This window comes from Shimazuella sp. NTD247 (genome assembly GCF_059510415.1).
Genome location: NZ_JCAJZU010000012.1, coordinates 1 through 23,094 on the forward strand (window position 1 = coordinate 1; position 23,094 = coordinate 23,094).

Sequence of the window (23,094 nt, forward strand, 5' to 3'; positions counted from 1 at the left end):
GTATGCACTCTTTTTTTGAAAAAATAAAATCGATTATTATTCTATTGCAAATTTTGCTTGACTTTCCATTTCTTACGAATATCCTAATTATTGTGGTAACTTCGTTTCCATTTAGAGAAGGGAACCAGCATGTCCCGCATTTGGCAGACTAACTTTAGTATGTGCTATTTCGATCCTTACGTGTATACAGAGCATATCATGGACTTCGATTTCGGAAAGCACCTTATTTCGGGTAAGATTGAGACTATTGTCCAAAGGATCGACTATTATAGGAATAATAAAGTCCTAGAGAAACCTCTCACTGCAGAACAGAAGAAGCTTATTGATAAGTTCTATGCTGCGCTTACCAGTAAGAAGTCTGATAAAGATAAGGTGAAGGATGCACAGGCTGTTCAGCGAGAGATCAGGCAGAAGATCTTCCCACCAGCGAAGGAATATAAAGCATAGGTGAAGATCTTGTGCTATGGTGAAACAGGCTTTGGTCTGTTTCATCGCCTATAAAACAATGAAACATAGTATAAAATGGCTAGCTGGATTCTATTCAGCTAGTTTGTTGATTTTAGGGCAGATATTTTCTTCATATCAGTAACTGATCTTTTAGTTGGACTTGGAGACATATTTTTAAAAATAATTCTTCTAACAACATTTAATCTGAAAATTAATGATACCACTTTTCATAATGTTTAATAGAGATTGATCTTTATTGATAATCAGGCAAATTTACAATATTTATACAATAATTGTCTACTATGTACTATACTAGTATTAAGAATCGAAGGGAAAAATGAACTACTTTTGCATCCAGAGTTTGGGAGGCTATCATGTTTAAAGTTCAAGGCTTATATAAAAATGTTTATGATCTAGAAGCTTTTGAGGAGTATTACACAAAAGTCATTATTCCAAAGGTATTAAATGTTCCAGGTGTTTTAAAAGTAGATTATACTACGCTTTATCATTCAACCGACGAACAACCACAAGGATTAAGCAACATTCATGTAATGACAGAAACTTACTTCGAATCCATTGATGAGATGAGGAGAATTCTAGATTCTGAGGTAGGAATTGCGATTACTAAAATGGTTTCTGCTTTGTCAGATGGGATTATTCAAATAGATAGTTATATGGCACAAGAAAAAGTCGTTTATGCTCCCAAGTGGATAGAAAAAAAATTAGAAGGTGATGTTATCGAGATTATTGATCTTGATGATATCAAATTGCATTAATCATAAGAGAGATGGCCCTTTGGCACATCTCTCTTTGTTCTTATCGGCTAGGAATTTCCCAGTCGATTTCTTTTTCGCCAATACTGCGTAGAAAAGCGTTGGTTTTGCTAAATGGTCTGCTTCCGAAGAAACCATTTTTAGCTGATAAAGGACTTGGATGAGCTGATTCGATTATATAGTGTTGTTTATTGGTTATAAAAGCTTTTTTTGCTTGTGCATGTCTACCCCATAATATAAATACAACTGGTTTTTCTCGTTCGTTTAATTTATGTATTACTTCATCAGTAAAGTTTTCCCAGCCTTTTCCTTTGTGTGCATTTGGTGTTTTTTCTCTTACCGTAAGTACAGCATTTAATAGTAAGACTCCTTGTTTCGCCCATGTTTCTAAATAACCATGGTTTGGAATGGGATATCCTAAGTCCGATTGTAATTCTTTAAATATATTTTTTAACGATGGTGGTTGTTTCACTCCTGGTTTTACAGAGAAACTGAGTCCATGCGCTTGTCCTTGACCATGGTAAGGATCCTGACCTAATATTACTACTTTTGTTTCTTCATATGGAGTTAGGTGTAGTGCATTAAAAATATCTTCTTTTACTGGATAGATTATTTGCGTATTGTATTCACTTACTAAAAACTGGCGGAGTCCTTGGTAGTATGGTTTATCGAATTCTGTGCCAACTACTTCAGACCAGTCATTTGTCAAAATAGACATTATTTCACCTCATTTTCGATATACATTTTATTATCGCATATTTGTTCTGTTTATGGCGTTGCAATCTTGTTAATCTTATATAATTGCAAGTGGAAAAATCAAAAGGTTTGAATTTATAACATTGCGAGTGAGAAAACCCACGGTCTAAATCGTGAGATGAATGCGAGCGTTGAACGAGGATAAGGAATTTTCCTTCACTAGTTCAACCTTTGGAAAAAGCAAGTTTACAAACAAACATTTCCATAGTGATATATGTATAGTCGTGACAGATGGAAACCAAGTTTGCTCGCGGCAAAGAAGAAATCAACAAACATAAACCGTGGCGCGCGGGGTTAGTTTGGTAATGAAATAGTCATGAGGCTATCGTTCTAAGAATCCAACAGCTTCAACCGTATGGAGGTCAAAGGACGAAAATAAGTCTTAGATGAGAGAAGCGTTTTGCATTCTCACGAGCCTAACATTAATTATTGGAGATACGGAACCAAACAGGTAAGATTAGTCTTAGTGTTAATTGAATTGTAGGTTTCACGCAGTTCAGAGACTATTGTTCACAGGAATCAAGCGGTTTTAGTTGGGTGGAGTGCCAGTGGAGTGTCAAGTGTAAATCCATCAATAAAAAAACTGGAGAATTTTCTCCAGTTTTTATTGATGGGTTTTTCGTTTGACGAATTGATATCCAATCGCCAAAATAATAAACCATATTGGCCCAACATATAGGGCAATTCTCGTTTCATCGTTAAACGCTAAAAGGACAATGACTGCAGCTAAAAAGATAATAACAATCCAGTTTGTAAAGGGAGCTCCAGGCATTTGAAATTTGCTTCTTTGAATTTTCCCGGCTTTCACTTTTTGATGATATTTCAAATGTGTAAACATAATAATCATCCATGTCCAGACTGCTCCTACTGTTCCAATGCTAGTGATATAAGTGAATGCTTTTTGAGGAATAAAGTAGTTGAGTGCTACCCCAATAAGCAGAAATAAAGTAGAAGTAGTGATTGCTTTCGCAGGAATACTTCGGTCATTAACCTTTCTGAACCCATTTGGAGCTTGCCTAAGATTGGATAAATTATAAAGCATTCGACCAGAGCTAAAGACACCACTGTTACAAGAAGATAATGCAGCTGTAAGCACGACGAGGTTAATAATCATTGCCGCTCCTGGAATTCCTACTTTTTCAAAGGTCAATACAAACGGACTTACATTCTCGTCAAGTTTAATCCATGGATAAATTGCTAATATCACAGCCAAGGAACCGACATAAAAGATTAGTATTCTCCAGATGACACTATCTATCGCTTTAGGAATCGTCTTGTCTGGATTCTTCGCTTCACCCGCCGTAATACCGATAAGCTCAACACCGATAAATGCAAACATAACCATCTGTAACGATAGAAGCATTCCTGTAATTCCATTCGGAAAGAAACCACCATTTACCCAAAGATTAGAAAAGCCGGTAGCATGACCGTTATTGCCGATACCAGTGAAAATAATAAGTAAACCTACCAAAATTAATAAGATGATCGTTACTACTTTTATTAAAGCAAACCAAAATTCAACTTCTCCAAAAACTTTAACTGCAATCATATTAATAAGATATATAACTATTAGAGAAATAAGGGCCGGTATCCAGTTGGCAACCTTGGGAAACCACAGATGAACGTATTTTCCAATCGCAGTAATTTCCGCCATACCAATTACAATCCACATAAACCAATAGGTCCAGCCAGTAAAAAAACCTGCCCAATCCCCAATAAATTCTGCAGCATGTTTGCTAAAGGAACCAGAGACAGGTTCATACATGACAAGTTCTCCAAGTGCCCGCATAATAAGAAAAATGATGAAGCCGGCAATAATATAGTTAATAAGGATGGCTGGACCTGCTGTTTTAATAGCTGTAGCTGACCCAAGAAAAAGCCCAACACCAATTGCCCCGCCAATCGCGATTAACTCAATGTGACGACTTTTTAATTCTCGGGACAAATTTTCGGTATTGTTTTGTTTTGTTGCCAATAGCACCAACTCATTTCATTTTGTGTGTATTTTGTGTCTATACTTTCTTCTTGAATGATTCCTTAATTCCTTTATCATCTGCATCAATCTTGAAAATATGCTCAGTTTTATGGAAACGAAAACTATTGAGGTAGTAAATTTCATGCGGTTGGATTTATATAAAAAGAAAAAAAGGAAAATTCATTAACAAGGTATAGGGAATTTTTGATTGTGCGGACAGGTTCACTTACCATGGAGAAAAAACGATCTGAGGTAAATATGTTTTAAAGTTCAACCAAGCAAGCATCGATTTTGTTTTGACATTTACTGAGGTTTAAAATATAATTATTTAATGTCGGGAAAATAATACATTTATGCTGGTGTAGCTCAGCTGGTAGAGCACTTCACTCGTAATGAAGGGGCCGCAGGTTCGAGTCCTGTCTCCAGCACCAACCAAAACCCTTGTTTTTACAGGGTTTTTTTCTGTTTGGGATATGAAAACGAAGCAGAAATTCCCCACAAAAATGCCAATTGACCATGTACTATGGTCAATTAGAAAAGTGTGTGCTGTTTAAACGGGGGGATTTTATAAAATTTCTTTCCATTATCAAAATTTTCCACTCTTCATTGTTTTATCAAATCAAATATCGTAATAATTTTATTTTCACTTTTCGTTAATGAATATTCAACTTTTAAGGTGGTATTACATTATTTGTTTTCTGTGTGTAATCCCACTATTTTTTATCCATATACCAATTGAAATTATAGAATTATATTATAATTATGAGGTCTCTATTTGTTATTTTGAAGAATTTCATTTGTGTTTAGTGGTACAATTACTAAAAATGTATTGCTTCAATTTGTAAAGGGGGAACTGTTTTGGCCAACAACCCAAAAGAATATTTCGGTGATGATATCGTTGTTCACTTTCATGCTAAACGGTGTATTCACGCAGCGCGCTGTGTAAAAGGACTACCTATTGTATTTGATACTAGTAAAAGGCCATGGGTAGATGCGAATGGAGCTACAGCTGATAGGATTGCTGAAGTTATTGAAAATTGCCCAAGTGGAGCGCTGCAATATATAAGGAAGGATGAAGCGGAACAAGAAAAATCGAAAGTTCAAACAACACTAGAAATACAACCTTCTGGAGTTATTTATGTGAAAGGAAATCTATCTATCAAGGTTGATGAGGAAGATATTCAATGTAATAGAGCATCTTTATGTGGATGTGGCCAGTCAAATAATAAGCCTTTTTGTGACCTCAGTCCAGGATGTCAATCATAATATAAGGGAGTTTATGAAATTGATCAATATTAAAAGAGGTAAGAACAAGTTTTATATTGGTGATAGTGAAGAACAAACATTGGCAGAGATTCATTTTGTACCTTCTGGAACAGAACGTGTTATCATTGATCACACATATGTTTCGGACGAATTACGTGGTCAAGGAGTTGGAGAAGAACTAGTTAAATACATGGTAATATATGCCCGTGAAGAGAATAAGAAAATCATTCCTTTATGTCCTTTTGCAAAGAGCCAAATCAATCGGCATAAAGAATATCAGGATGTTTTAAATAAATAATCTCTTATCATTCCCGATTTGATGAAGGATTTGGTCATAAGCAATTTATACCTATATAATTTAAAAGTTGTAAAGCTCTAGAGGGAATGGATGATCAAAAAAGTTATATGGATAGAACTCCTTCTATGATTAATTTTCAAGAGCGATAGCCGCCCCAGTAGCTGGATGTCTAACGTTTGACTGCCTTTTTTTTTGTAATGAAAACGTTGCGAGTTTGGATTCCTATCTCCGGTATCATCAAAAACTCTTGTGTATACAAGGGTTTTTATCTTTTCTTGAATAAGATAATCTTATTCAGTTTAAAAATAGTGAAATCTACTTGGTGTTTAAAGCATTTAAACTAGGTTTGAAAGCAAGGATATGAACAAGACGTATAAATAATATTGTAGGAGTATGAAAAAGAATGAAAAAAACAGCAGTAATATTATATCCACAATTTAGTGAATATGAATTGAGTGTCGCCTTATCCATTCTAATGCAAGGAAAGAAACCTGTTAAGACAGTTGGTCTGAATGAGGAGTCGATTAAAGGTGAATCAGGATTAACATGTATACCTGACACGATCTTAGATGAAGTAGAAATCGATGAAATTGATAGTCTTTTATTAACTGGTTGCATGGATATTTTTGCATTAGAACAAGAGAAAAAATTGTTTGAGTTTATACATAGGATAGAAAAGGACATAGCTGTGATTGGAAGTATTTCGAGTTCACCTTATCTTCTTGCAAAAGCAGGGATCTTAAAAGGGAAAAAATACACAGTTGGTATGACAGAGGAACATAGGGTTACTTCAGGAGTCTTTGAACAAGAGAACTATTCTGATGAACTCGTAGTTCAAGATGGAAAGATAATAACGGCTAGAGGTAGAGGCTTTATTCGATTTGGTGTTTGTTTTGGAAAGGCGCTAAATCTTAATTTTGACGAAAATTGGTATAGAGAACAGGTCTTATTTCAAGTTTAACGATAGCGAAAAGTCTTTATGAATCACTGTTCTCAAGTTACTTAGTAGGTAAAACAAGTCAGTACTTGATAGTTCCCCCACATAGCCTATGACATTCTCCTTACATCTAATGCGCTATAACTTGGATGAAAATATAACATAAGTAAGTATCCCTTCTCTGGAGATAGTAACATACACATCACATTGCAACACCATAGGTTTATAACAGGAGCCATATAATGGAAGTCATGTGTAGATATTATTCGGTGGATAAATTTAACTTATAATCCCAAAAATGTAACAGACAGAAAATAATTAATATTGTAGAATTGTTGTTGGCAATAGCCTACTAAACGAACACCTAAAATTGGAAATAACTGCGGAATTATCCGCTATCATAGGAGGATGAAGAAATATGATCGCTGTAATCGTTCATGCTATTATTGTTCTTTGCTAGTACCATAAATGAAACAAAATAAGAAAAACGCTTGATCCACTTTTGATATACGTGATCAAGCGTTTTTCTTATTTTCGCAACAAAAAGAATCGAGTAGGAACTACTCGATTCCATTCATTTATTTGCTAATACTTTATCAATCGTAAACCGTAGCAGATGTACCACTAGATGAGGCATGGTAATAAAGCTCTGCTTTATGATTAGTTCCATCTACAAACTTATCAACATTGAATGTTTGACATTGACCGTCACTTAAGTAGGTCGTTCCTACATAATCATCTACACCAGAACCTGTAGTACCTGGATCGTACTCATACAGATCAAATTCAATTATGCCGACGGGAACATGAGCACAAAATTTTATATATCCCCCCCCAGAATAAAAGATCTGTGACTGTGAATAAGTACCGAGTTTCTGCCAACCAGCAGAATCAGCAAATGCGGATGTAAACGGAATAGCAAGTGCGATACTCGCAAGAGCAATGGACAAACCAAGTTTTTTTAGCTTCAAACCTTATTCCCCCTAAATGAATTATTTTTCTAGAATAAAACTTCGGTTTTGAGATTGTCACAAATCACTTCAAAAAGAAGATTTATTTATGTAACAATCTTTCATATAGTTATAAACTATATAATAAAGTGTATATTACTAAATGGAATTATATAAATCAATGATAAATTTATAAAAATAAAGAAAAGATTAACTAAATTAGTCGATTATTGGTACATTTCTATTTTAGGTGATACATAGTATAAGCTAATACCTATACGGATCATCTTCTTAAAATCATAAAAATGATGAGATCCATTTAGGGATTATTTGGAATATATTTCTGATTAATATTCAGGATGATATTTATAGCTTTATGATCAAGGAAGGAGTGTCTTTTGTTGAGCCATGCAGTAATCAAAAGAATTCATACATATGAAGAATTAAAAAAAGTAGCTCTTATACGACGTGAGCTCTGGCCAAACGATGGCGATGTTGCTTTGGATCATATGAAATTTATATCAGATCATGGTGGAATCATTTTGGGAGCCTATCAAGATAATAAGATGGTTGGTTATGTTTATAGTTTTCCAGGATATCAACCGTATAAAGTGTACCTCATTTTACAAAATATTGGTGTTCTTCCCGCATATCAGCATCAGAAGATCGGAGAAGCCTTAATGCGTTCTTTAAAAGAGGAGGCCAACAGTTTAGGTTATAAAGAGATAATATGGACATATGAACCATTAGAAAGCGTGAATGCATATGTATACCTTCATAAAATGAGGGCAGTGTCTTCTGAGTACCTAAAAAATTGTTATGAAGATGATGAGCATGGAGTATCGGTTGACCGTTTTCTAACCCGTTTAGATCTTACGAGTCAAAATCAAGAATCTTTGGAAATACCTGATAAGGTAATCAAACAATCCTATAAGATTCATTATGACAGAAGTAATTTTCCACAATCGGATATGGATTTTGCAAATTTAACAAGATACCCATATGTTCTCATACCTGTTCCTTCTCATTTGAAAAGTATACGCTCTCGAACCGAGATGCATGGATGGAGAACTTTCACACGCTTCCTGTTTTATCAGTTATTTAAGCATGATTGGGAAGTTTTTGATCTCATTAAAAATGAAGGTCTTGATTCCGCTGTTCATTATTATGTTGCAAGAAAACAAAGAAAACAGTTGATAAAATAGATTGATAAAAAATATGGAAGAATCAGCTGGATAATTTATTTGCTCATTTTATATATTATAGAGAAGAACACACCATTACTTTCTATTTGGTTGACCTAAGAAAGAATAGTGTGTTTTTGCTTGATATCTTCATCTTAATTTTTAATCATAAAATGTAACTTTTGTTCCAGAAGGAATATCCGCATATGTCCGGATATAAAGCTCTGCTTTTGAATTTGTACCATCAATATAATCAGTGACATACCACCAATAACATTGACCTGAATTTAAAAATGCATAGCCAATATAGTCATCTTTACCGCTGCCAGTAGTTCCAGGGTCTTGTTCCCATAATTCATAGTTGAATTTGGAAGCGCTGGAACTAGTTACACAAATCTTAAACTTCCCTCCTACAGAGGATACAACAGGACTTGTCCAAGCTTTTAGGGTAGAGTTATATTTCAAGGTGTACGTTCCCAGATTTTTTCCTAGATCGGCTGCAAATACTGCTGAAAACGGAATTACAAAGCTACAGATTAATGTGAGAATAAAAGCACCGATTTTTTTAAATTTCATGCAAGATTCCTCCTCTTATAACAAAGAATGCGGTATTTTTTCAAGATTGAGTAACTATCAGAGGAAATATAGGTAAACTCATCTCCTTTCTTTTATCTGTAATTGATCCAAGGTTCCTTTTAAAATTCTGATTAAATTGTAGTATTATTGTATTTTATATTTTCCCTTTTGTATATATTCCTATTATATTTGTATTATTTTCCAATATTAATAAATCTCTGGGTTAATTCAAACATTTATTTTTAACTCATCTTTCGTGATTTTTAATCCCATTAAAGGATTCTTATAAGGCAACTGGGCATACTATGTGAACACAAATTTTTAATTGGAGAAAATGCAATGAACTGGTGGATTATAAACATATGTTTAGTGTGCATATTGAATACGGTAGGATTAGCAGGAGAAAATGCTCATGGGCAGAATCCGCCGAAAGATCGAAAGTATTATGAAGCACATGAGGAAATCATATGGGAGAAGCCCATGCCAAAAAAATGGATCGCCCTAACTTTTGATGACGGGCCCACTTCCCATAACACAAAAGAGATACTTTCTCTGCTGCAACAATACCAAGCCAAAGCTACTTTTTTTTGTTTGGGAAATAAAATAAAAAGATATCCGGAAATTGCTAAACTTCTCGTTGCACAAGGACATGAAATTGCTAATCATACCTATAGCCATCCCATCCATAATATATCTTTGCAGCATTTGGATAAGGAAATAGATATGACACAAAAAGTCATTAAAAATACGACAGGTGTGACTCCTCATTTATTTCGGCCTCCAGGTGGGGTTTATAACGAAAAAGTGGTCCGGTCTGCAAAAAGTCATGCGTTGAAAGTTGTCATGTGGAGTTGGGATCAGGATACAAAAGATTGGAGTAAACGCAAGACTAAATCTTCGATTGTCAAAAAGGTACTAAAAAACGCAAGCAATGGGGATATCGTTTTGTTTCATGATATGAATAAAAAGACTGTAGAAGCATTGCAAGAAATCTTGCCGCAATTAAAGAAACAGGGATATCAGTTTGTTACCGTAACCCAATTGATACAATAACGAGTTATCTACGAAATGTGACCCTTTTTCTAATGAAAAGAGATAGAAACAAAATGATTGGTAAAGGAAAAGAACAGGCGGCATAGCAAAGAAACTCCAAATACTTGCCTAGCTTTTGGCTTCACACTTCGTATTTCTCTCCAAATGGTTAATCCGTTACAAACATAGATGGTTATTTTTGGGAAATCACCGATTAAGTTCACTAGCACAGCCAATATTTCAAAGTGTTGAACAAAAGGACGAAGTTAATCATCTCCAGCATTTTAACGAATGGGAAAAGGTGCACATTCGCCATATTTGGGCCTAAGACACCAATAATTACTTCCGCAGCTATGATAAGCAACAATCCTACAAATACAGTGCTGGTCTATCCGTTTCTTTTTAATTTTTTGAAGTTATCACCATAACCAAATATCATCATAAAAGCAACGAGTTCGCCTGATGACCGTATTCATGTTTTTGTTCTATGTTTTACATAGTTTATAGAAGTATGTATGAAAAACTTATAGTCAGAAATACATTGGAATATTTGTATGTTATATTATTGATATAAATATATCGAACCAATCGGAGGAGCCTGTCATTAGATGGGCTCTTTTTGTCTTTTTTTGGATATTCTAATTGATGAAAGGAGATAGTGATGCAGATTTATTTGGAGTTATCTATATTATTATTAGCAATTGCCACAAGTGTAACTGCTTTAGCGAAGAAGTTTAATATCGCATATCCCATTGCACTAGTTATTGTCGGGGCGATTTTTGGACTGCTTCCTATACCAGGATTAGATGATTTAAAAGCATTTATTATAGAGGATGAGATATTTCATTTTGTAATTATTTCCGTGTTCCTGCCTGCTTTGTTGGGGGAAGCCACATTGAAACTTTCTATTCAACAATTGAGAGAAAATCAACGTGAGATTGTTATGCTATCTATTGTCGGGACTCTTTTGTCTTATTTTATTGTTGGTTTTCTTTCGATGAGTCTTTTGTCTATTTCGGTTGTAGTAGCTTTTACCTTTGCTTCTTTGATGGCCGCGACAGATCCAGTAAGTGTCCTCTCTATTTTTAAAAAAGTAGGAGTTAACGAAAGGCTGGCAATAATATTAGAAGGAGAAAGCTTAGCCAATGATGGAGTTGCAGTGGTCCTTTTTCAAATTTCTAGCAGCAGTTTGCTTGTGTATGTAAATGCTGGCTGGAAAGGAATCGGTTTAGGGCTACTAGATTTTCTTGTAGTTGGATTAGGAGGAATTGCAGTAGGGGCTATTTTTGGTTATCTCTTTTCTAAAGTGAGCCGGTTTTTTGATGATTTTGCATTGGAAATATTAATGTCGCTTGTTCTGTTTTACAGTGCTTTTTTAACTGCTGAGTATTTCCATGTCTCAGGGGTTATCGCAGTGGTTGTCGCGGGATTGGTGTTAGGCAATTATGGGTCAAAACAAATGACACCCGTTACGAGGTTAAATATTCGTAATTTCTGGGATACACTGGCATTAATTGCAAACTCAGTTGTTTTTTTAATGGTAGGGATGGAAATCAATCGTATACATTTCGCAGATCGCTGGGAATCAATTGTTTTTGCAATTCTAATCGTTTTGATTGCAAGATCAATTGCAGTTTATGTTTCCTTATTAGGAAGCAAAGATACACCAATGAATTGGCGGCACACAATAAACTGGGGCGGACTTCGGGGTGCATTATCAATTGCGTTAGCATTGAGCCTGCCCTTAAACTTCCCTGGCAGAGAGGATATCATTGTATTTGCCTTTAGTGTAGTACTATTCTCTTTGCTGGTACAAGGACTTACGATGAAGCGGTTTGCGATATGGATGAACACATTAATATCTAAGAAAAGCGTGAAACAATATGAGGAATACTTAGCTTATATACAAAGGTATCGAATTGGACAGAAAGAATTGGAAAGCATGAGAGAACAGGCTGTAATTTCCTCCGTCCTCTACAACTTACTTTATCAAGAATACCAATTTAAATTAGATCAAGTTCAAAAAAAATTGGAGCAACTATATAGAGAAAACCCGGAACTACAAGTAGAACAACAGATAAAAGCAAAACGGAGAAGTTTGTATGCTGAATATGATATGCTAGCAAAACTGGAGAAAAATTCATTGATCAACAGCGAAGTAGCGGAACATCAACAGCATGAGATAATCGATGCGATTGTTCATACACAGGCGATAACAGAGGAAGAAATGGAAACGATCATGAGATATATGAAAAAAACAGAAGGACAGACAGCACAATCTGTCTGGATTATAAGCAAACAGTTTGCAAAAATTGGAGATGCATTACTCCAGCAAATGGGCAAAGGGGTTACTTTTTTGCATGGAGAAGGAGCATATACAGGCGAAGATAAAAAAATCATTTTTTGTGTGGTAAGTAAGTCAGAAGAAGTCCAATTGAAACAGCTTGTTCGTGAAATTGATTCATCAGCTTTTGTCGCTGTGGGTGACTTACAAAACGTACAAGGTGGAAAGTGAAAAAGTAAACAGGGAAATGGTTGTCTGTCTCCGTTTCCCAACGATAAGTATCTGGTTATCAGATACTTAATGATTAGCGCTTACAAAGAGAATTCACCTATTTGATAATAGAATTATCCGGAATCGATATCATGTTTCGTATGGTCAAGGTGGATATTTTCAATTTCTACTTTTTCGTATATTTGTTTATGTCTAAAAAAGAAGATATATCCATTTTATAAAAGAAACTTAGTAGTTATTACACAGAAATATAGAAAAACATCTGTTTATGGCTTATCATGTTCTATAGGAATATACATAAGGAGTGACAGCATGAGTTATTTTGATGGGAAAAATGAATTTGCCATTGCAGTGACAGATAATGGACGGCATAAAGTAAAAGGGGCACTTATTCAAGGGAAGCATGTGCATACAGATGACTTTTTTAGTTATATAGGAGAATATGTTGATTTGGATTTCCATGCTAACTCGGACGAAGACATGATCGTACAGATTGGCAGAAAAGGTGAAAACGGAACTTTTTTTGTTGGTGATTTGGCACGACGTGCTGGAAACCATGCAAAAAAAGCAAAACAGGACTCCAAAGCACATGAACAAAATATGATTTTTACCCTCACGATGCTACACCGTCTAGGGGTAGCTGGAAATGTAAAAGTAGGTACCGTAGTGCCGATTGAAAATCATCGTTCCGATGCAAAGAAATTAAAGCAAATGCTGGTTGGAGAGCATTTTGTTACCGTGAATGGAGTAGAGAGACGGATCAATATTTTGGATGTACTTGTAGGAGTTGAAGGTGGAGCGACTTACTATGTTACTCCAGAAGAAGACACAGAAGAAAAAGTAGTACATATTATGGCGATTGGTTCAGAGAAATCAAATTTTGCAACATATGATCATAATGGGCGGTATGTGCATAACCAATCTGGCTCATCCTCGAATATTTCCTGGGAAAAGTTCCGTAATTTTTCCAAAGATTCCCGTCCAGAGGCTATTGCAAAAGCTATATTTTCTGAAGTTGGCGGATACCATTGGGATTTGCCATATGAAGATGAATATGGGGATATCCGTGAGAAAGTGTTTTATGTATCAGGCGGGGCTGCAGATCTCTTGATCGATGAAGTTCGCAAATTTTTCCCTAACGCTCAAGTTGCACCAAATCCATTGTATAGCGACTGTTTAGGAATGCTTCATGCTGCTGCATTAGAGTGGGTCCCGGAAGGGTGGTAAGATAAATGAGCGAACAACAAGATACAAGAGAGATATTAGGTACTCGTAAACGAGAACGTAATGTCACGCTCACTTTTGATTTGAAAGATCGAAATGAGCGGGAAGTTTATGAGTGGTTTAGCGAACAGGCAGATAATGAATCTGCCTTTATCAAGCAAATTCTCTCTCAGTATAAGGAGTACCAAAAATTTGTGCAAACGGTATCAAAACTGCATGAGATGATGCCTGCCATGCAACAGATGTTTCCAATGGGAAATCTCAATCCCATCATGAATCCACTCCAGCAGATGAGTTCGCAAGTCAACCAACAACAAGTACAGCCATTTTCTAAAACGCAAACCCAGTCATACTCCAATATTCAACCTTTTTCACAGACCAATACCGCTCCAAAAACAACGACAAACAACAATTCATCGCAAATGCCTTCCCGTTCCGCTCGTCATGGGGGATCGAAGAGGAGACGGACAAGCATGCCGATGGAATGAGAAAAAAGCTCCTTCTTACTATGGAAGGAGCTTTTTTATATGCTGGGTTTGACAATAGAAAAATTATTGATTATCTATGTAAAGAGAGTGATAATGATATTGAGGCAACTGTGCCTTAACAGAGGGAGATAAAAATGGGTACCAACCATGGTGTTGTCCGCTTCAGCGACGAAGGAGACTTCCTTGTTACCCCTTCTGGGAAGGGGAATAGTGCCATTGTGGCAAAGCGAGTGACTGTTTATGACAATACTCGTGCGCCGCTTGTGTTTGAAAACAATGCCTATAAGGTAACTTCTGGAGACGTTAAGGTTTACAGGACCACTTCGAGTTCTAAGTGGCTTACCTTTACTCCTACTGAAAAGAACCCAGTCTATATCGCTGTCATGTAGAACGCGAGTAGAATTGGTAAGGTGCCAGTTTTGTAACTGGCACCCACAACTATTTTATAAAGGTATATGGTGTTATAAAAAAACAAAATCCATAAATCCAAAGTAATTAAAATTTTGACAACTCCATACGGCTAAAGCCGTGTCCTATATCCTGCAAAAACAGGAGGGGGAAATTATCCGAATTATTAAATGGCTCTTAGAAGGGATCAATTATTTTCTAGTAGGTCTCATTTGTCGGCTTTTTATAAAGAGCGATCGATCAATCAAAACTGTTATTCATTTTATTTGCCTCGTCAGTATTTTTGCGGTGTTTGTTTTTCCTTTGTTGTTGTTTAAAGTAACTTGGCTGATTATTATGATTACTGCTTTTTATTGGTCCACTTCAGCATGGGAAACTTATTACTCAAAGATACCAAAAAAGAAAAAGGCAAAAGCAGAACCTGTTTATCTGACAGAAGCGCGAGCAGACCCAATGGCATTTCGAAATAGGAAACCTTCAAAAGCTTCGATGGAAGTAATCCGATCAGCGCCAAGTATAAAGAAAATCAAAGCACGCAGAAAAGGATTTATCATTAAAAAGTAAATTAGCTCTTGTGGAAATCCTTCGAAAGGGAAGTGTCTCCTTTCTGTAAGGGATATCTCAAGTAAGAGCATTTGCCGTCTAAATTATTTTCAGCAAACTTGGTTTTTATAAAAAAATAGACATGTAAGTTACCTTCTAAGCCAAATAAGCCTCTGTTACCTGTTTGTTTTCAAGGAGTGCTTTGGCATGATCTGCAAGAATAATTTTCCCCGTTTGAATCACGTATCCGCGATGAGCAATGGATAACGCTTGATACGCATTTTGCTCCACCAATAAGATGGTCATTCCCGTTTGATTTAGTTCTTCAATAATCTCGAAAATCTGTTCGACAACAATCGGAGCAAGTCCCATGGATGGCTCATCCAACAGTAAAATGTTTGGTTTGCTCATTAAAGCTCTGCCGATAGCGAGCATCTGCTGCTCTCCACCGCTCATTGTCCCTCCTTTTTGATGCAATCTTTCTTTTACACGAGGAAAGTATTGAAAGACTACTTCCATCTGTTCTTCTACTTGTTTTTTATCTTTTTGCTGAAAAGCTCCCATTTCTAAATTTTCTTTTACAGTCAATCGAGGGAAGATACGTCGTCCTTCTGGAACATGTGCTACTCCGAGTTTAGACGTTTTATGTGGAGGCAGTTTGGTGATATCTTTTCCTTGAAAATGGATCAAACCAGTCGTTTTGACTTGTCCGCAGATTGCCTTTAATGTGGTTGATTTTCCTGCTCCATTGGAGCCGACCAATGTTACGATTTCTCCTTTGTTCACTTCAATGGAAAGGTCTGCAAGTGCTTGGATCTGATCATAAAAAGCATAAACACGCTGCAAAGATAGTATTGGACTGGTCATTAGGAAACAGCTCCTTTGCCAAGATATGCTTCAATAACACGCGGGTTATTTCGTATCTCATCAGGATTACCAGAAGCTATTTTTTGACCATAATCCAGCACAATAATATCTTCAGAAATCTGCATAACGAGTTTCATATCATGCTCAATCAGGATAATGGTTAGGTTATACTGCTCGCGGATTTGGATGATCAAATCGGTTAATTCTTTTGTTTCTCTGGGATTCATTCCTGCAGCTGGTTCATCTAGGAACAGCACTTTTGGTTTCGTTGCCAAGGCACGCGCGATTTCCAGACGCCGTTGTTCCCCATAAGGGAGATTTTTGGCCTGTTCATTGCATTTTTCTGTTAAGTTTACTGTTTGAAGCAGCTGGTAAGCAGACTTTGCTGCATTCTCTTCTTCTTTTCGTACACTGGGTAACTTTAATAAAGTGCCAAGTAAGTTTGACTTTAGATGAGTGTGCATTCCAACCATCACATTTTCTAATGCAGTCATCTCTTTAAACAGTCGGATATTTTGAAATGTCCTTGCAATACCAAGGCTGGCAACTTGATTTGGCTTTCGATTTAGGAGTGATGTTCCTGATAAAGAAATACTTCCTTCATCAGGAGTATAAATACCTGTAATAAGGTTAAATAAAGTTGTTTTGCCAGCTCCATTCGGTCCGATCAGCGCTGTAATAGATCCTTGGTCGATCGTTAGATCCACTTGATTTACCGCTGTTAAACCTCCGAAATGTTTGGTTACTCCTTTTACCTCAAGTAATGGCATATTGCTCTCCCTTTCTATTTGTCAAGAGATGGCTCCTCCAATTTGCGGGAATCTATTTTCTTTGGTTTTGCTGTAATTAAACCTTTTGGCCGATAAATTGCAATGAGAACTAGAATTATCCCGAAAATTAATCGCTGCATCTTCATAGGAGATAAAGTATCTGGGATGCTAAAATTTTGTGTTAGGAAGTTGGTGACTTCCGTTAAGATTTGTAAATTGAGAACAGAAATGACTGTAGCACCTAAAATGACACCAGGTACACTGCCCATTCCTCCTAAGATGACCATGACGAGGATAGTGATGGATTCAATTAAGGTAAAACTAGATGGGTCCACAAACATATTTTTTGCAGAGAAGACAACTCCCATCATTCCAGAAAAAGACGCTCCTAACGCAAAAGCCCAAAGTTTGGTAGTTACAAGGGGAATTCCCATTGCTTGAGCTGCAATCTCATCTTCACGGATTGCTTTCCACGATCTCCCCAATTTGGAGTCTTCCAAGCGTTTTACTCCAATAATTACGATGAGCAGAATAGCAATGACAATAAAGTAAAATTGACTTGCGAGACTAAATGTAAAACCAAAAACTTCAGGCTGCTGTATTTGTGATAATCCTTGTGCGCCATTGGTAATATTGATTGGTTTATCCATGTTGTTAAATACGATTCGGATAATTTCCCCAAAACCAAGTGTAACGATTGCTAAATAATCACCTTTTACTCGCAGTACTGGAATACCGAGCAATATACCAAATAATGCTGCCATTAACCCTCCGATAATAATAAAGGGCCAAAACCAGCTGCCTGCTAGCGGGAAAAAGTCGCTGTGAAATAACTGAGCCGCTTGCGGAGAAGCAAAAATACCATACGTATAAGCTCCAATAGCAAAAAAAGCTACGAATCCAAGATCTAAAAGCCCAGCAAACCCAACAACGATATTAAGACCGAGTGCCATGGCAACATATATTCCGGTTTGAACTGCTACTTCCATATAATCTTGTTGAGAAGTACCGCCTGAAGTAGCAAATGGAATAATTACGACCAGCAGAATGAGCGCTATTCCCCATTTGATCCGATCAGTAAGATGGGTGTAGTAGAGAAGCAATAGAGAGCCTAATAACAAAAGGAAAGCTGTTACAGATCGTTCTAAAAAATAGACACTCAAACTACTTGCCAAAATAAACAGTGTGAGGAGGGCAAGTTGCATGACACGGTTGTCTTTTAAAGTGGAAAACCATTTGCTCATTACCATCACCTACACTTTCTCTTTGACAGATTTGCCAAATAAGCCCTCGGGCTTAAAGATAAGAACGAGAATTAGGATTGCAAAGGCAAAAACATCTTTATACTCGGAACCAAATACTCCACCTGTAAGCGTGCTTAAGTTGGCAGCAGCGAACACTTCAAGAACACCTAAGATAAGCCCCCCAAACATGGCTCCTCGAATATTGCCGATTCCACCTAAAACAGCAGCAGTAAATGCCTTTAATCCGAGAATAAAGCCGATGTAGGGATCGATCGTTGCATATTGCTGAGCGAAAAGAAAGCCAGTTGCTCCACCAATTGCCGATCCGATGAAAAACGTAAGACTGATTACCTTATTAACATTAATTCCCATAAGAGAAGCAGTTTCTTGATCCTGGGCTACTGCTCGCATTGCAGTCCCCCATTTTGAACGATTTACAAAAATATCAAGCAAAATCATAATAACAATCGTAATCCCAATCAAAATGAGTGTGTTGCTTTTTATAGTGGCATTTTCGAAACTTCCAACAATGGAGGAAAAAGGAATGGTCAATTTTCCTTCGAATAGAGTTGTACCAGTCACAATATAATTGCCTGTTTTAATTTCAGTTAGAAAACGAACCAGATCTTGAAGAATAAAAGAGATTCCAATTGCTGAAATCAATGGTATCAATTTTGGTGCTTTACGGAGCGGACGATAAGCGAGTCTTTCAATCCCGATACCGAGTAATCCCGTAAGCAATGCTGTTAACACTAAAATAATGATTAATGTAATCCATGCGGGTATTCCCACTCCAAGTGCTCCAAAGGAAAACAATAGCCCTGTGCCAATAAACGCTCCCACCATGAAAATTTCACCATGTGCAAAGTTGATTAGTTCCAATATCCCATAAACCATGGTATATCCCAATGCTACAACTGCATAAATGGCTCCTAGTGTAAGGCCGTCTACTAATACTTGGGGAAGAGCAGAGATGATATGATCCAAGTGAGACTCTCCCTTTCTTTATAGAAATGAAAGGGGTGGAGTAGTTATCCAACCCCTATGCAATGTCGTTTATTATTTGCCTTCTTCACTTACAAGAGGCCCTGGATATTGTTTATTCTCAAATTTATGAATAAAGATTTTAGCAAAATCATTATCACCTTTGTCATCGAAAGAAACTTTCGTTGCAATTCCTTCATAATCTTTAATCACATGTACAGCATCGAGTACTTGCTGGCGTGTTGGTTTTTTGTTTCCATTTTTCTTAATTGCATCCTCTAACCCTTTTAACAGAACATTCATTGCATCATAACCATAATAGGAGTAAGATTGTGGTTCTTTATTAAATTTTGCTTTGTAACGTTCTGCCCATTTTTTGCCTTCTGGTGTACCGCTTACATCAGCTGCAGTTGTACTATAGTAGACATCTTTGATTGCATCTCCAGCTATGTTGTACATATCAGAGGAATCCACCCCATCTCCGCCCATCATCGGCACCATTATTCCTTTTTCGCGTGCTTGTTTAACGAGAATCCCGAATTCTGAGTAAATACCACCATAGAAGATAAAGTCAGGTTTGGCTGCTGCTACTTGATTCAAAACCCCGCTAAAATCTTTTTCACCAGGAGTTATCCCTTGGTTGCCGGCGATCGTTGCGCCATTAGCTTCGGCTTGTTTTTGAAAATTGTTTGAGATTCCTTGTCCATATGCCGTTTTATCTTGAATGATAAAGATCGTTTTCGCATGCAGCTTATTGGTAGCAAAGTTAGCATCTGCTGAGCCTTGTACATCATCACGAGCAACAATACGATGTACAGATTTGTTACCGCTTTCAGTCAATTCGACAGCAGTGTTAGCAGGAGATACCATAGCTAACTTATTTTTCTGATAAGTGCTAGAAGAAGGAATAGCGACACCGGAATTATAATGTCCCACAACTCCGAGAATAGAAGGATCTGCTCCTATTTGTTGTGCATTAGCGACACCCTTTTTTGGGTCTGCTTGATCATCGTAAGGGGCCAGTTTCAACTCAAACCCTAGTTTTTTAAATGTTTCTACGTGATCATCAAGAGCTAACTGGGCCCCATTTTTTATCGCTTCCCCTACCGTTGCTTGGTTACCAGATAGAGGGGTTTGTGTTGCTATTTTAATGACGTTACCACTTGAATTATTGCTACAACCAAAGACGCTGATGGAAAGAAGACTAAATGATAAACCTAATATAAATGCTTTTTTCATCTGTTTACCTCCTGATATCTTGAGCGGTGGTTATGAACTCGTGATACGTCTGTCCCCCTTTCAGTATTTGGGGAATTGAACTTGTTTGGTGAAATTTGTGTTAACTCTATTTAATATAATAAAAAATAAATACAAAAAAATCTATATCCAAAGAATGGTTTGTTTTTGATTTTTATATAATTTCTAGTTTTAAATTATAAAATAATATATAATTTGAAAATATTTATTGGTTATTTATTTTGAAAGTGAAGTGGAGAATGACGGAGCAGGCATTGATGGAGAGATCAGATACATACTACCACTAATATATAAAAATAATTCAAAAGAGAATATTGATAATTATTATTTGATATTTTCGAACAAACTTTTGGTTGAACTATAGAGAACTTATCTAATAAAGCACTGTGGGTATATTTTTAGTAAATTTATTTGTTTGGAGATTGTATTTATGATTTTTATTTATTATTGTTAAAGTAATTTTCGGTTTTCGATTATAAATTTAAGAAATCTAAATTTTATTATGTTTATTTCGGAATATTACAAGAGGTGTAGAGAATGAAAATGAAACAAATAAGAAACATTATCCTTCTTATGGCAAGTCTAAGCCTTTTAACCGCTTGTTCGATGGTGGAATCTATTTTGCCAGCTTCAGGTGATGCTCAAGAAGTAGAAGAGGTATTAAAAAAAGTTGAGCCGGTGATGAAAAATGCTTCATCCAATATTGATTACAAATTTAGTGCGACTTCTACTGCTAAAACCAAACGGAATACAAATGAAGAATATAAAATCCATTATGTCGACGATAATAATCTCCAAATTCAAAAAATAAAAGGAGAATATCTGGACGAAGAACCGCTTGTTTACATCAATGGTACAGAATGGGTTTATGATGACATCCTTGATAAGGTAATAGCACAAGGCAAAGAAAAGAATGCTGCTGAAGCAGAATTGATGGATAAACATGTAGCAATTACTAAAACATATTTCCTTGATCGAGCGAAAGCAATGGGAGATCAAGTTTCCGTGAAAGAGGAAGGAAATTCTATCGTACTTACTGGTGAGTTAAAAGAAAATAGTTTTCAAAAAGCAAATGAGGACACAGATTTAGAAAAGTTATTAAAACGTGAGAAGGGATATGTATTTGATGTGCGGTTAGCAGATACGAAGTTAGGTGAGAATGGAGCCCAGTTAACCTCGTATTTGCTTAAGATATGGATAGATAAAACAACGAATCGAATCACAAAGATAGAAAGCGTTACAAATGCGGAAATTATGGTTATTACGAAGCGGACATCAGATGACTACGTGGAAGATCAAGAGGGTGTACCAGTTGTCGTAAAGGAGATTCTAACCTTTTCAGAAGCTCCAAATACGATTGCCAAACCTGAAGATAAAGTAACCGCAGAAGAAAAAAGCGAAGCAGAATACCATTAAATATTAAATAAGAAGTGAAAGGGAAATAGAATGAATAAATTACTTATCTTAATGATCACAGCGGTATTTGGCATGTTTGCAGTAGCGTGCTCTGCCGAAACAAAGACGACAACCAATCAATCAAAGGAAAATACTACTTCCGAAAGTGCTATGGAAATTATAAAAAAAGCAAAGGAAAAACTGAGCACAATGAAGGGGGAGTCCTTTACCGAACAATATAAATTGGAACATACCTTTCAATCAGAAGCAGAAGATGGAATGCCTATTAATTTTACAAATATTCGAATAGGTAAATACGAACATGATCGTATATTTAACCCATATGCAGAACATATAACTGGTCAATACGAATCGAGCTTCAGGATTAACATAAAAGGATATAAAGATGATGGCGGAGATACAAACGCCTTCCAACAAGAGGAATACGATGTAAATGGCAAGATATATTACAAAACAAATGAAGATAAACAATGGACTATTTCTCCGATGAATAAGGTAACTACATCTTTTCGAACGAAACTATTAGATGAATTGATTAACAACAATAACATTAAAAATGTAAAAGTGACTCATGAGAATGGTCTGTATAAACTTGTTTTCGATAAAGCGTATTTCGACGAAAATAAACAACTCTTTGATTTCTATAAGAAAAACTATCCATACTATCACGCTACAGATTTTCTAGAAGAAAAACTAAAGAAAGATTCAGGACAAACTATCTTGTATGATCAGGCACAATTTAAAAATCCGATCATAGAGATATGGGTGGATCAAAACAACTTTATGATCAAAAAGTACTCCGTTGTATCATCCATTCGTATTCCCACCGTATCCACTGAAAAAGGAAAAGATGGAAAAATAAAAGAGTTTCCTCCTTTTTATATTGAACAGCAATGGTCAGCGGAAACAAAAAAAGAATTCACTGGTTCCATATTGCCGCCGGATACAAAATGAAAAAATAAGATTCGACCATATAGTACAAAACTATATGGTTTTATTATATGTACATAGCTGCTTTATTTTTTGGTGACCCTCACCTATTTAGGTCAATAATGATTAGTTGTTTTTATTTCTATTTTGTATAAAACATAAGCTGTTTAATCCAAGAACTATGCACTGTTTAGTAAGCTTATGTAATTAGTATAAAAAAAGAATAGAAAAAAGGGTTGCAATCTATTTTGAAG

General features: G+C 36.1%; 23 protein-coding genes and 1 tRNA gene. 15 read left to right on the forward strand and 9 right to left on the reverse strand.

Going from position 1 to position 23,094, the window contains the following annotated elements:
- Positions 1 to 129 precede the first annotated feature (129 nt).
- Positions 130 to 447 (forward strand): hypothetical protein, encoded by a 318-nt coding sequence (locus tag AC5WOC_RS20755; RefSeq protein WP_496057336.1) that lies wholly within the window; start codon positions 130 to 132, stop codon positions 445 to 447.
- Positions 448 to 821: 374 nt separating this feature from the next.
- Positions 822 to 1,223, forward strand: a complete 402-nt coding sequence (locus AC5WOC_RS20760) for an EthD family reductase (protein WP_496057337.1) — start codon at positions 822 to 824, stop codon at positions 1,221 to 1,223.
- Between the two features lie 40 nt (positions 1,224 to 1,263).
- Here AC5WOC_RS20760 and AC5WOC_RS20765 read toward each other — a convergent pair whose 3' ends face one another.
- Together AC5WOC_RS20765 and AC5WOC_RS20770 are read right to left on the reverse strand one after the other, a co-directional pair.
- Positions 1,264 to 1,941, reverse strand: coding sequence for a uracil-DNA glycosylase (locus tag AC5WOC_RS20765; RefSeq protein WP_496057358.1), 678 nt, complete (start codon positions 1,939 to 1,941; stop codon positions 1,264 to 1,266).
- 639 nt (positions 1,942 to 2,580) lie between these two features.
- A complete protein-coding gene (locus AC5WOC_RS20770; RefSeq protein ID WP_496057338.1) occupies positions 2,581 to 3,951 on the reverse strand; it encodes an amino acid permease in 1,371 nt (456 codons plus the stop codon).
- A 355-nt stretch (positions 3,952 to 4,306) separates the two neighbouring features.
- On the opposite strand from AC5WOC_RS20770, the gene AC5WOC_RS20775 reads away from it, so the two are divergent.
- The 4 genes from AC5WOC_RS20775 to AC5WOC_RS20790 all read left to right on the forward strand — a co-directional run bounded on the left by AC5WOC_RS20775 (position 4,307) and on the right by AC5WOC_RS20790 (position 6,476).
- Positions 4,307 to 4,382: transfer RNA gene (locus AC5WOC_RS20775), tRNA-Thr, on the forward strand.
- A gap of 427 nt (positions 4,383 to 4,809) precedes the next feature.
- Positions 4,810 to 5,217, forward strand: a complete 408-nt coding sequence (locus AC5WOC_RS20780; protein WP_496057339.1) for a (4Fe-4S)-binding protein — start codon at positions 4,810 to 4,812, stop codon at positions 5,215 to 5,217.
- Positions 5,218 to 5,230: 13 nt separating this feature from the next.
- Positions 5,231 to 5,515, forward strand: coding sequence for a GNAT family N-acetyltransferase (locus tag AC5WOC_RS20785; RefSeq protein WP_496057340.1), 285 nt, complete (start codon positions 5,231 to 5,233; stop codon positions 5,513 to 5,515).
- Between the two features lie 403 nt (positions 5,516 to 5,918).
- On the forward strand, positions 5,919 to 6,476 hold the full coding sequence (locus AC5WOC_RS20790; protein WP_496057341.1) for a DJ-1/PfpI family protein: 558 nt from the start codon (positions 5,919 to 5,921) through the stop codon (positions 6,474 to 6,476).
- A 572-nt stretch (positions 6,477 to 7,048) separates the two neighbouring features.
- Here AC5WOC_RS20790 and AC5WOC_RS20795 read toward each other — a convergent pair.
- The gene (locus AC5WOC_RS20795; protein ID WP_496057342.1) at positions 7,049 to 7,423 is read right to left on the reverse strand and encodes a YndA family protein; all 375 of its coding nucleotides are present in this window, start codon (positions 7,421 to 7,423) and stop codon (positions 7,049 to 7,051) included.
- 380 nt (positions 7,424 to 7,803) lie between these two features.
- Between AC5WOC_RS20795 and AC5WOC_RS20800 the strand changes: the two genes are divergently transcribed.
- A complete protein-coding gene (locus AC5WOC_RS20800; RefSeq protein WP_496057343.1) occupies positions 7,804 to 8,607 on the forward strand; it encodes a GNAT family N-acetyltransferase in 804 nt (267 codons plus the stop codon).
- A 141-nt stretch (positions 8,608 to 8,748) separates the two neighbouring features.
- Here the strand turns inward: AC5WOC_RS20800 and AC5WOC_RS20805 are convergent, their stop codons facing one another.
- Positions 8,749 to 9,162: a YndA family protein gene (locus AC5WOC_RS20805; protein ID WP_496057344.1), complete on the reverse strand. Its 414-nt coding sequence runs from the start codon at positions 9,160 to 9,162 to the stop codon at positions 8,749 to 8,751.
- A 339-nt stretch (positions 9,163 to 9,501) separates the two neighbouring features.
- Here AC5WOC_RS20805 and AC5WOC_RS20810 point away from each other — a divergent pair, with 339 nt between their 5' ends.
- The 6 genes from AC5WOC_RS20810 (at position 9,502) to AC5WOC_RS20835 (ending at position 15,393) form a co-directional block, all read left to right on the forward strand.
- Positions 9,502 to 10,215, forward strand: coding sequence for a polysaccharide deacetylase family protein (locus AC5WOC_RS20810; RefSeq protein ID WP_496057345.1), 714 nt, complete (start codon positions 9,502 to 9,504; stop codon positions 10,213 to 10,215).
- A gap of 640 nt (positions 10,216 to 10,855) precedes the next feature.
- The gene (locus AC5WOC_RS20815) at positions 10,856 to 12,709 is read left to right on the forward strand and encodes a cation:proton antiporter domain-containing protein (RefSeq protein ID WP_496057346.1); all 1,854 of its coding nucleotides are present in this window, start codon (positions 10,856 to 10,858) and stop codon (positions 12,707 to 12,709) included.
- A 312-nt stretch (positions 12,710 to 13,021) separates the two neighbouring features.
- Positions 13,022 to 13,936, forward strand: coding sequence for a ParM/StbA family protein (locus tag AC5WOC_RS20820; protein WP_496057347.1), 915 nt, complete (start codon positions 13,022 to 13,024; stop codon positions 13,934 to 13,936).
- A gap of 5 nt (positions 13,937 to 13,941) precedes the next feature.
- A complete protein-coding gene (locus AC5WOC_RS20825) occupies positions 13,942 to 14,421 on the forward strand; it encodes a hypothetical protein (protein WP_496057348.1) in 480 nt (159 codons plus the stop codon).
- Positions 14,422 to 14,555: 134 nt separating this feature from the next.
- A complete protein-coding gene (locus AC5WOC_RS20830; protein WP_496057349.1) occupies positions 14,556 to 14,810 on the forward strand; it encodes a hypothetical protein in 255 nt (84 codons plus the stop codon).
- 139 nt (positions 14,811 to 14,949) lie between these two features.
- The gene (locus AC5WOC_RS20835; protein WP_496057350.1) at positions 14,950 to 15,393 is read left to right on the forward strand and encodes a hypothetical protein; all 444 of its coding nucleotides are present in this window, start codon (positions 14,950 to 14,952) and stop codon (positions 15,391 to 15,393) included.
- Positions 15,394 to 15,528: 135 nt separating this feature from the next.
- On the opposite strand, the gene AC5WOC_RS20840 is transcribed toward AC5WOC_RS20835, so the two are convergent.
- The 5 genes from AC5WOC_RS20840 to AC5WOC_RS20860 all read right to left on the reverse strand — a co-directional run bounded on the left by AC5WOC_RS20840 (position 15,529) and on the right by AC5WOC_RS20860 (position 20,476).
- The gene (locus AC5WOC_RS20840) at positions 15,529 to 16,239 is read right to left on the reverse strand and encodes an ABC transporter ATP-binding protein (protein ID WP_496057351.1); all 711 of its coding nucleotides are present in this window, start codon (positions 16,237 to 16,239) and stop codon (positions 15,529 to 15,531) included.
- On the reverse strand, positions 16,239 to 17,009 hold the full coding sequence (locus AC5WOC_RS20845; protein ID WP_496057352.1) for an ABC transporter ATP-binding protein: 771 nt from the start codon (positions 17,007 to 17,009) through the stop codon (positions 16,239 to 16,241). The genes AC5WOC_RS20840 and AC5WOC_RS20845 overlap by 1 nt, the downstream gene beginning before the upstream one ends.
- Positions 17,010 to 17,023: 14 nt before the next feature.
- The gene (locus AC5WOC_RS20850) at positions 17,024 to 18,253 is read right to left on the reverse strand and encodes a branched-chain amino acid ABC transporter permease (RefSeq protein ID WP_496057353.1); all 1,230 of its coding nucleotides are present in this window, start codon (positions 18,251 to 18,253) and stop codon (positions 17,024 to 17,026) included.
- A gap of 9 nt (positions 18,254 to 18,262) precedes the next feature.
- Positions 18,263 to 19,240, reverse strand: a complete 978-nt coding sequence (locus AC5WOC_RS20855; protein WP_496057354.1) for a branched-chain amino acid ABC transporter permease — start codon at positions 19,238 to 19,240, stop codon at positions 18,263 to 18,265.
- Positions 19,241 to 19,312: 72 nt separating this feature from the next.
- Complete coding sequence (locus AC5WOC_RS20860) at positions 19,313 to 20,476, reverse strand: branched-chain amino acid ABC transporter substrate-binding protein (protein WP_496057355.1); 1,164 nt, start codon at positions 20,474 to 20,476, stop codon at positions 19,313 to 19,315.
- 555 nt (positions 20,477 to 21,031) lie between these two features.
- Here AC5WOC_RS20860 and AC5WOC_RS20865 point away from each other — a divergent pair.
- Positions 21,032 to 21,910: a hypothetical protein gene (locus tag AC5WOC_RS20865; RefSeq protein WP_496057356.1), complete on the forward strand. Its 879-nt coding sequence runs from the start codon at positions 21,032 to 21,034 to the stop codon at positions 21,908 to 21,910.
- 30 nt (positions 21,911 to 21,940) lie between these two features.
- Positions 21,941 to 22,864 (forward strand): hypothetical protein, encoded by a 924-nt coding sequence (locus AC5WOC_RS20870; protein WP_496057357.1) that lies wholly within the window; start codon positions 21,941 to 21,943, stop codon positions 22,862 to 22,864.
- Positions 22,865 to 23,094: the final 230 nt, after the last annotated feature.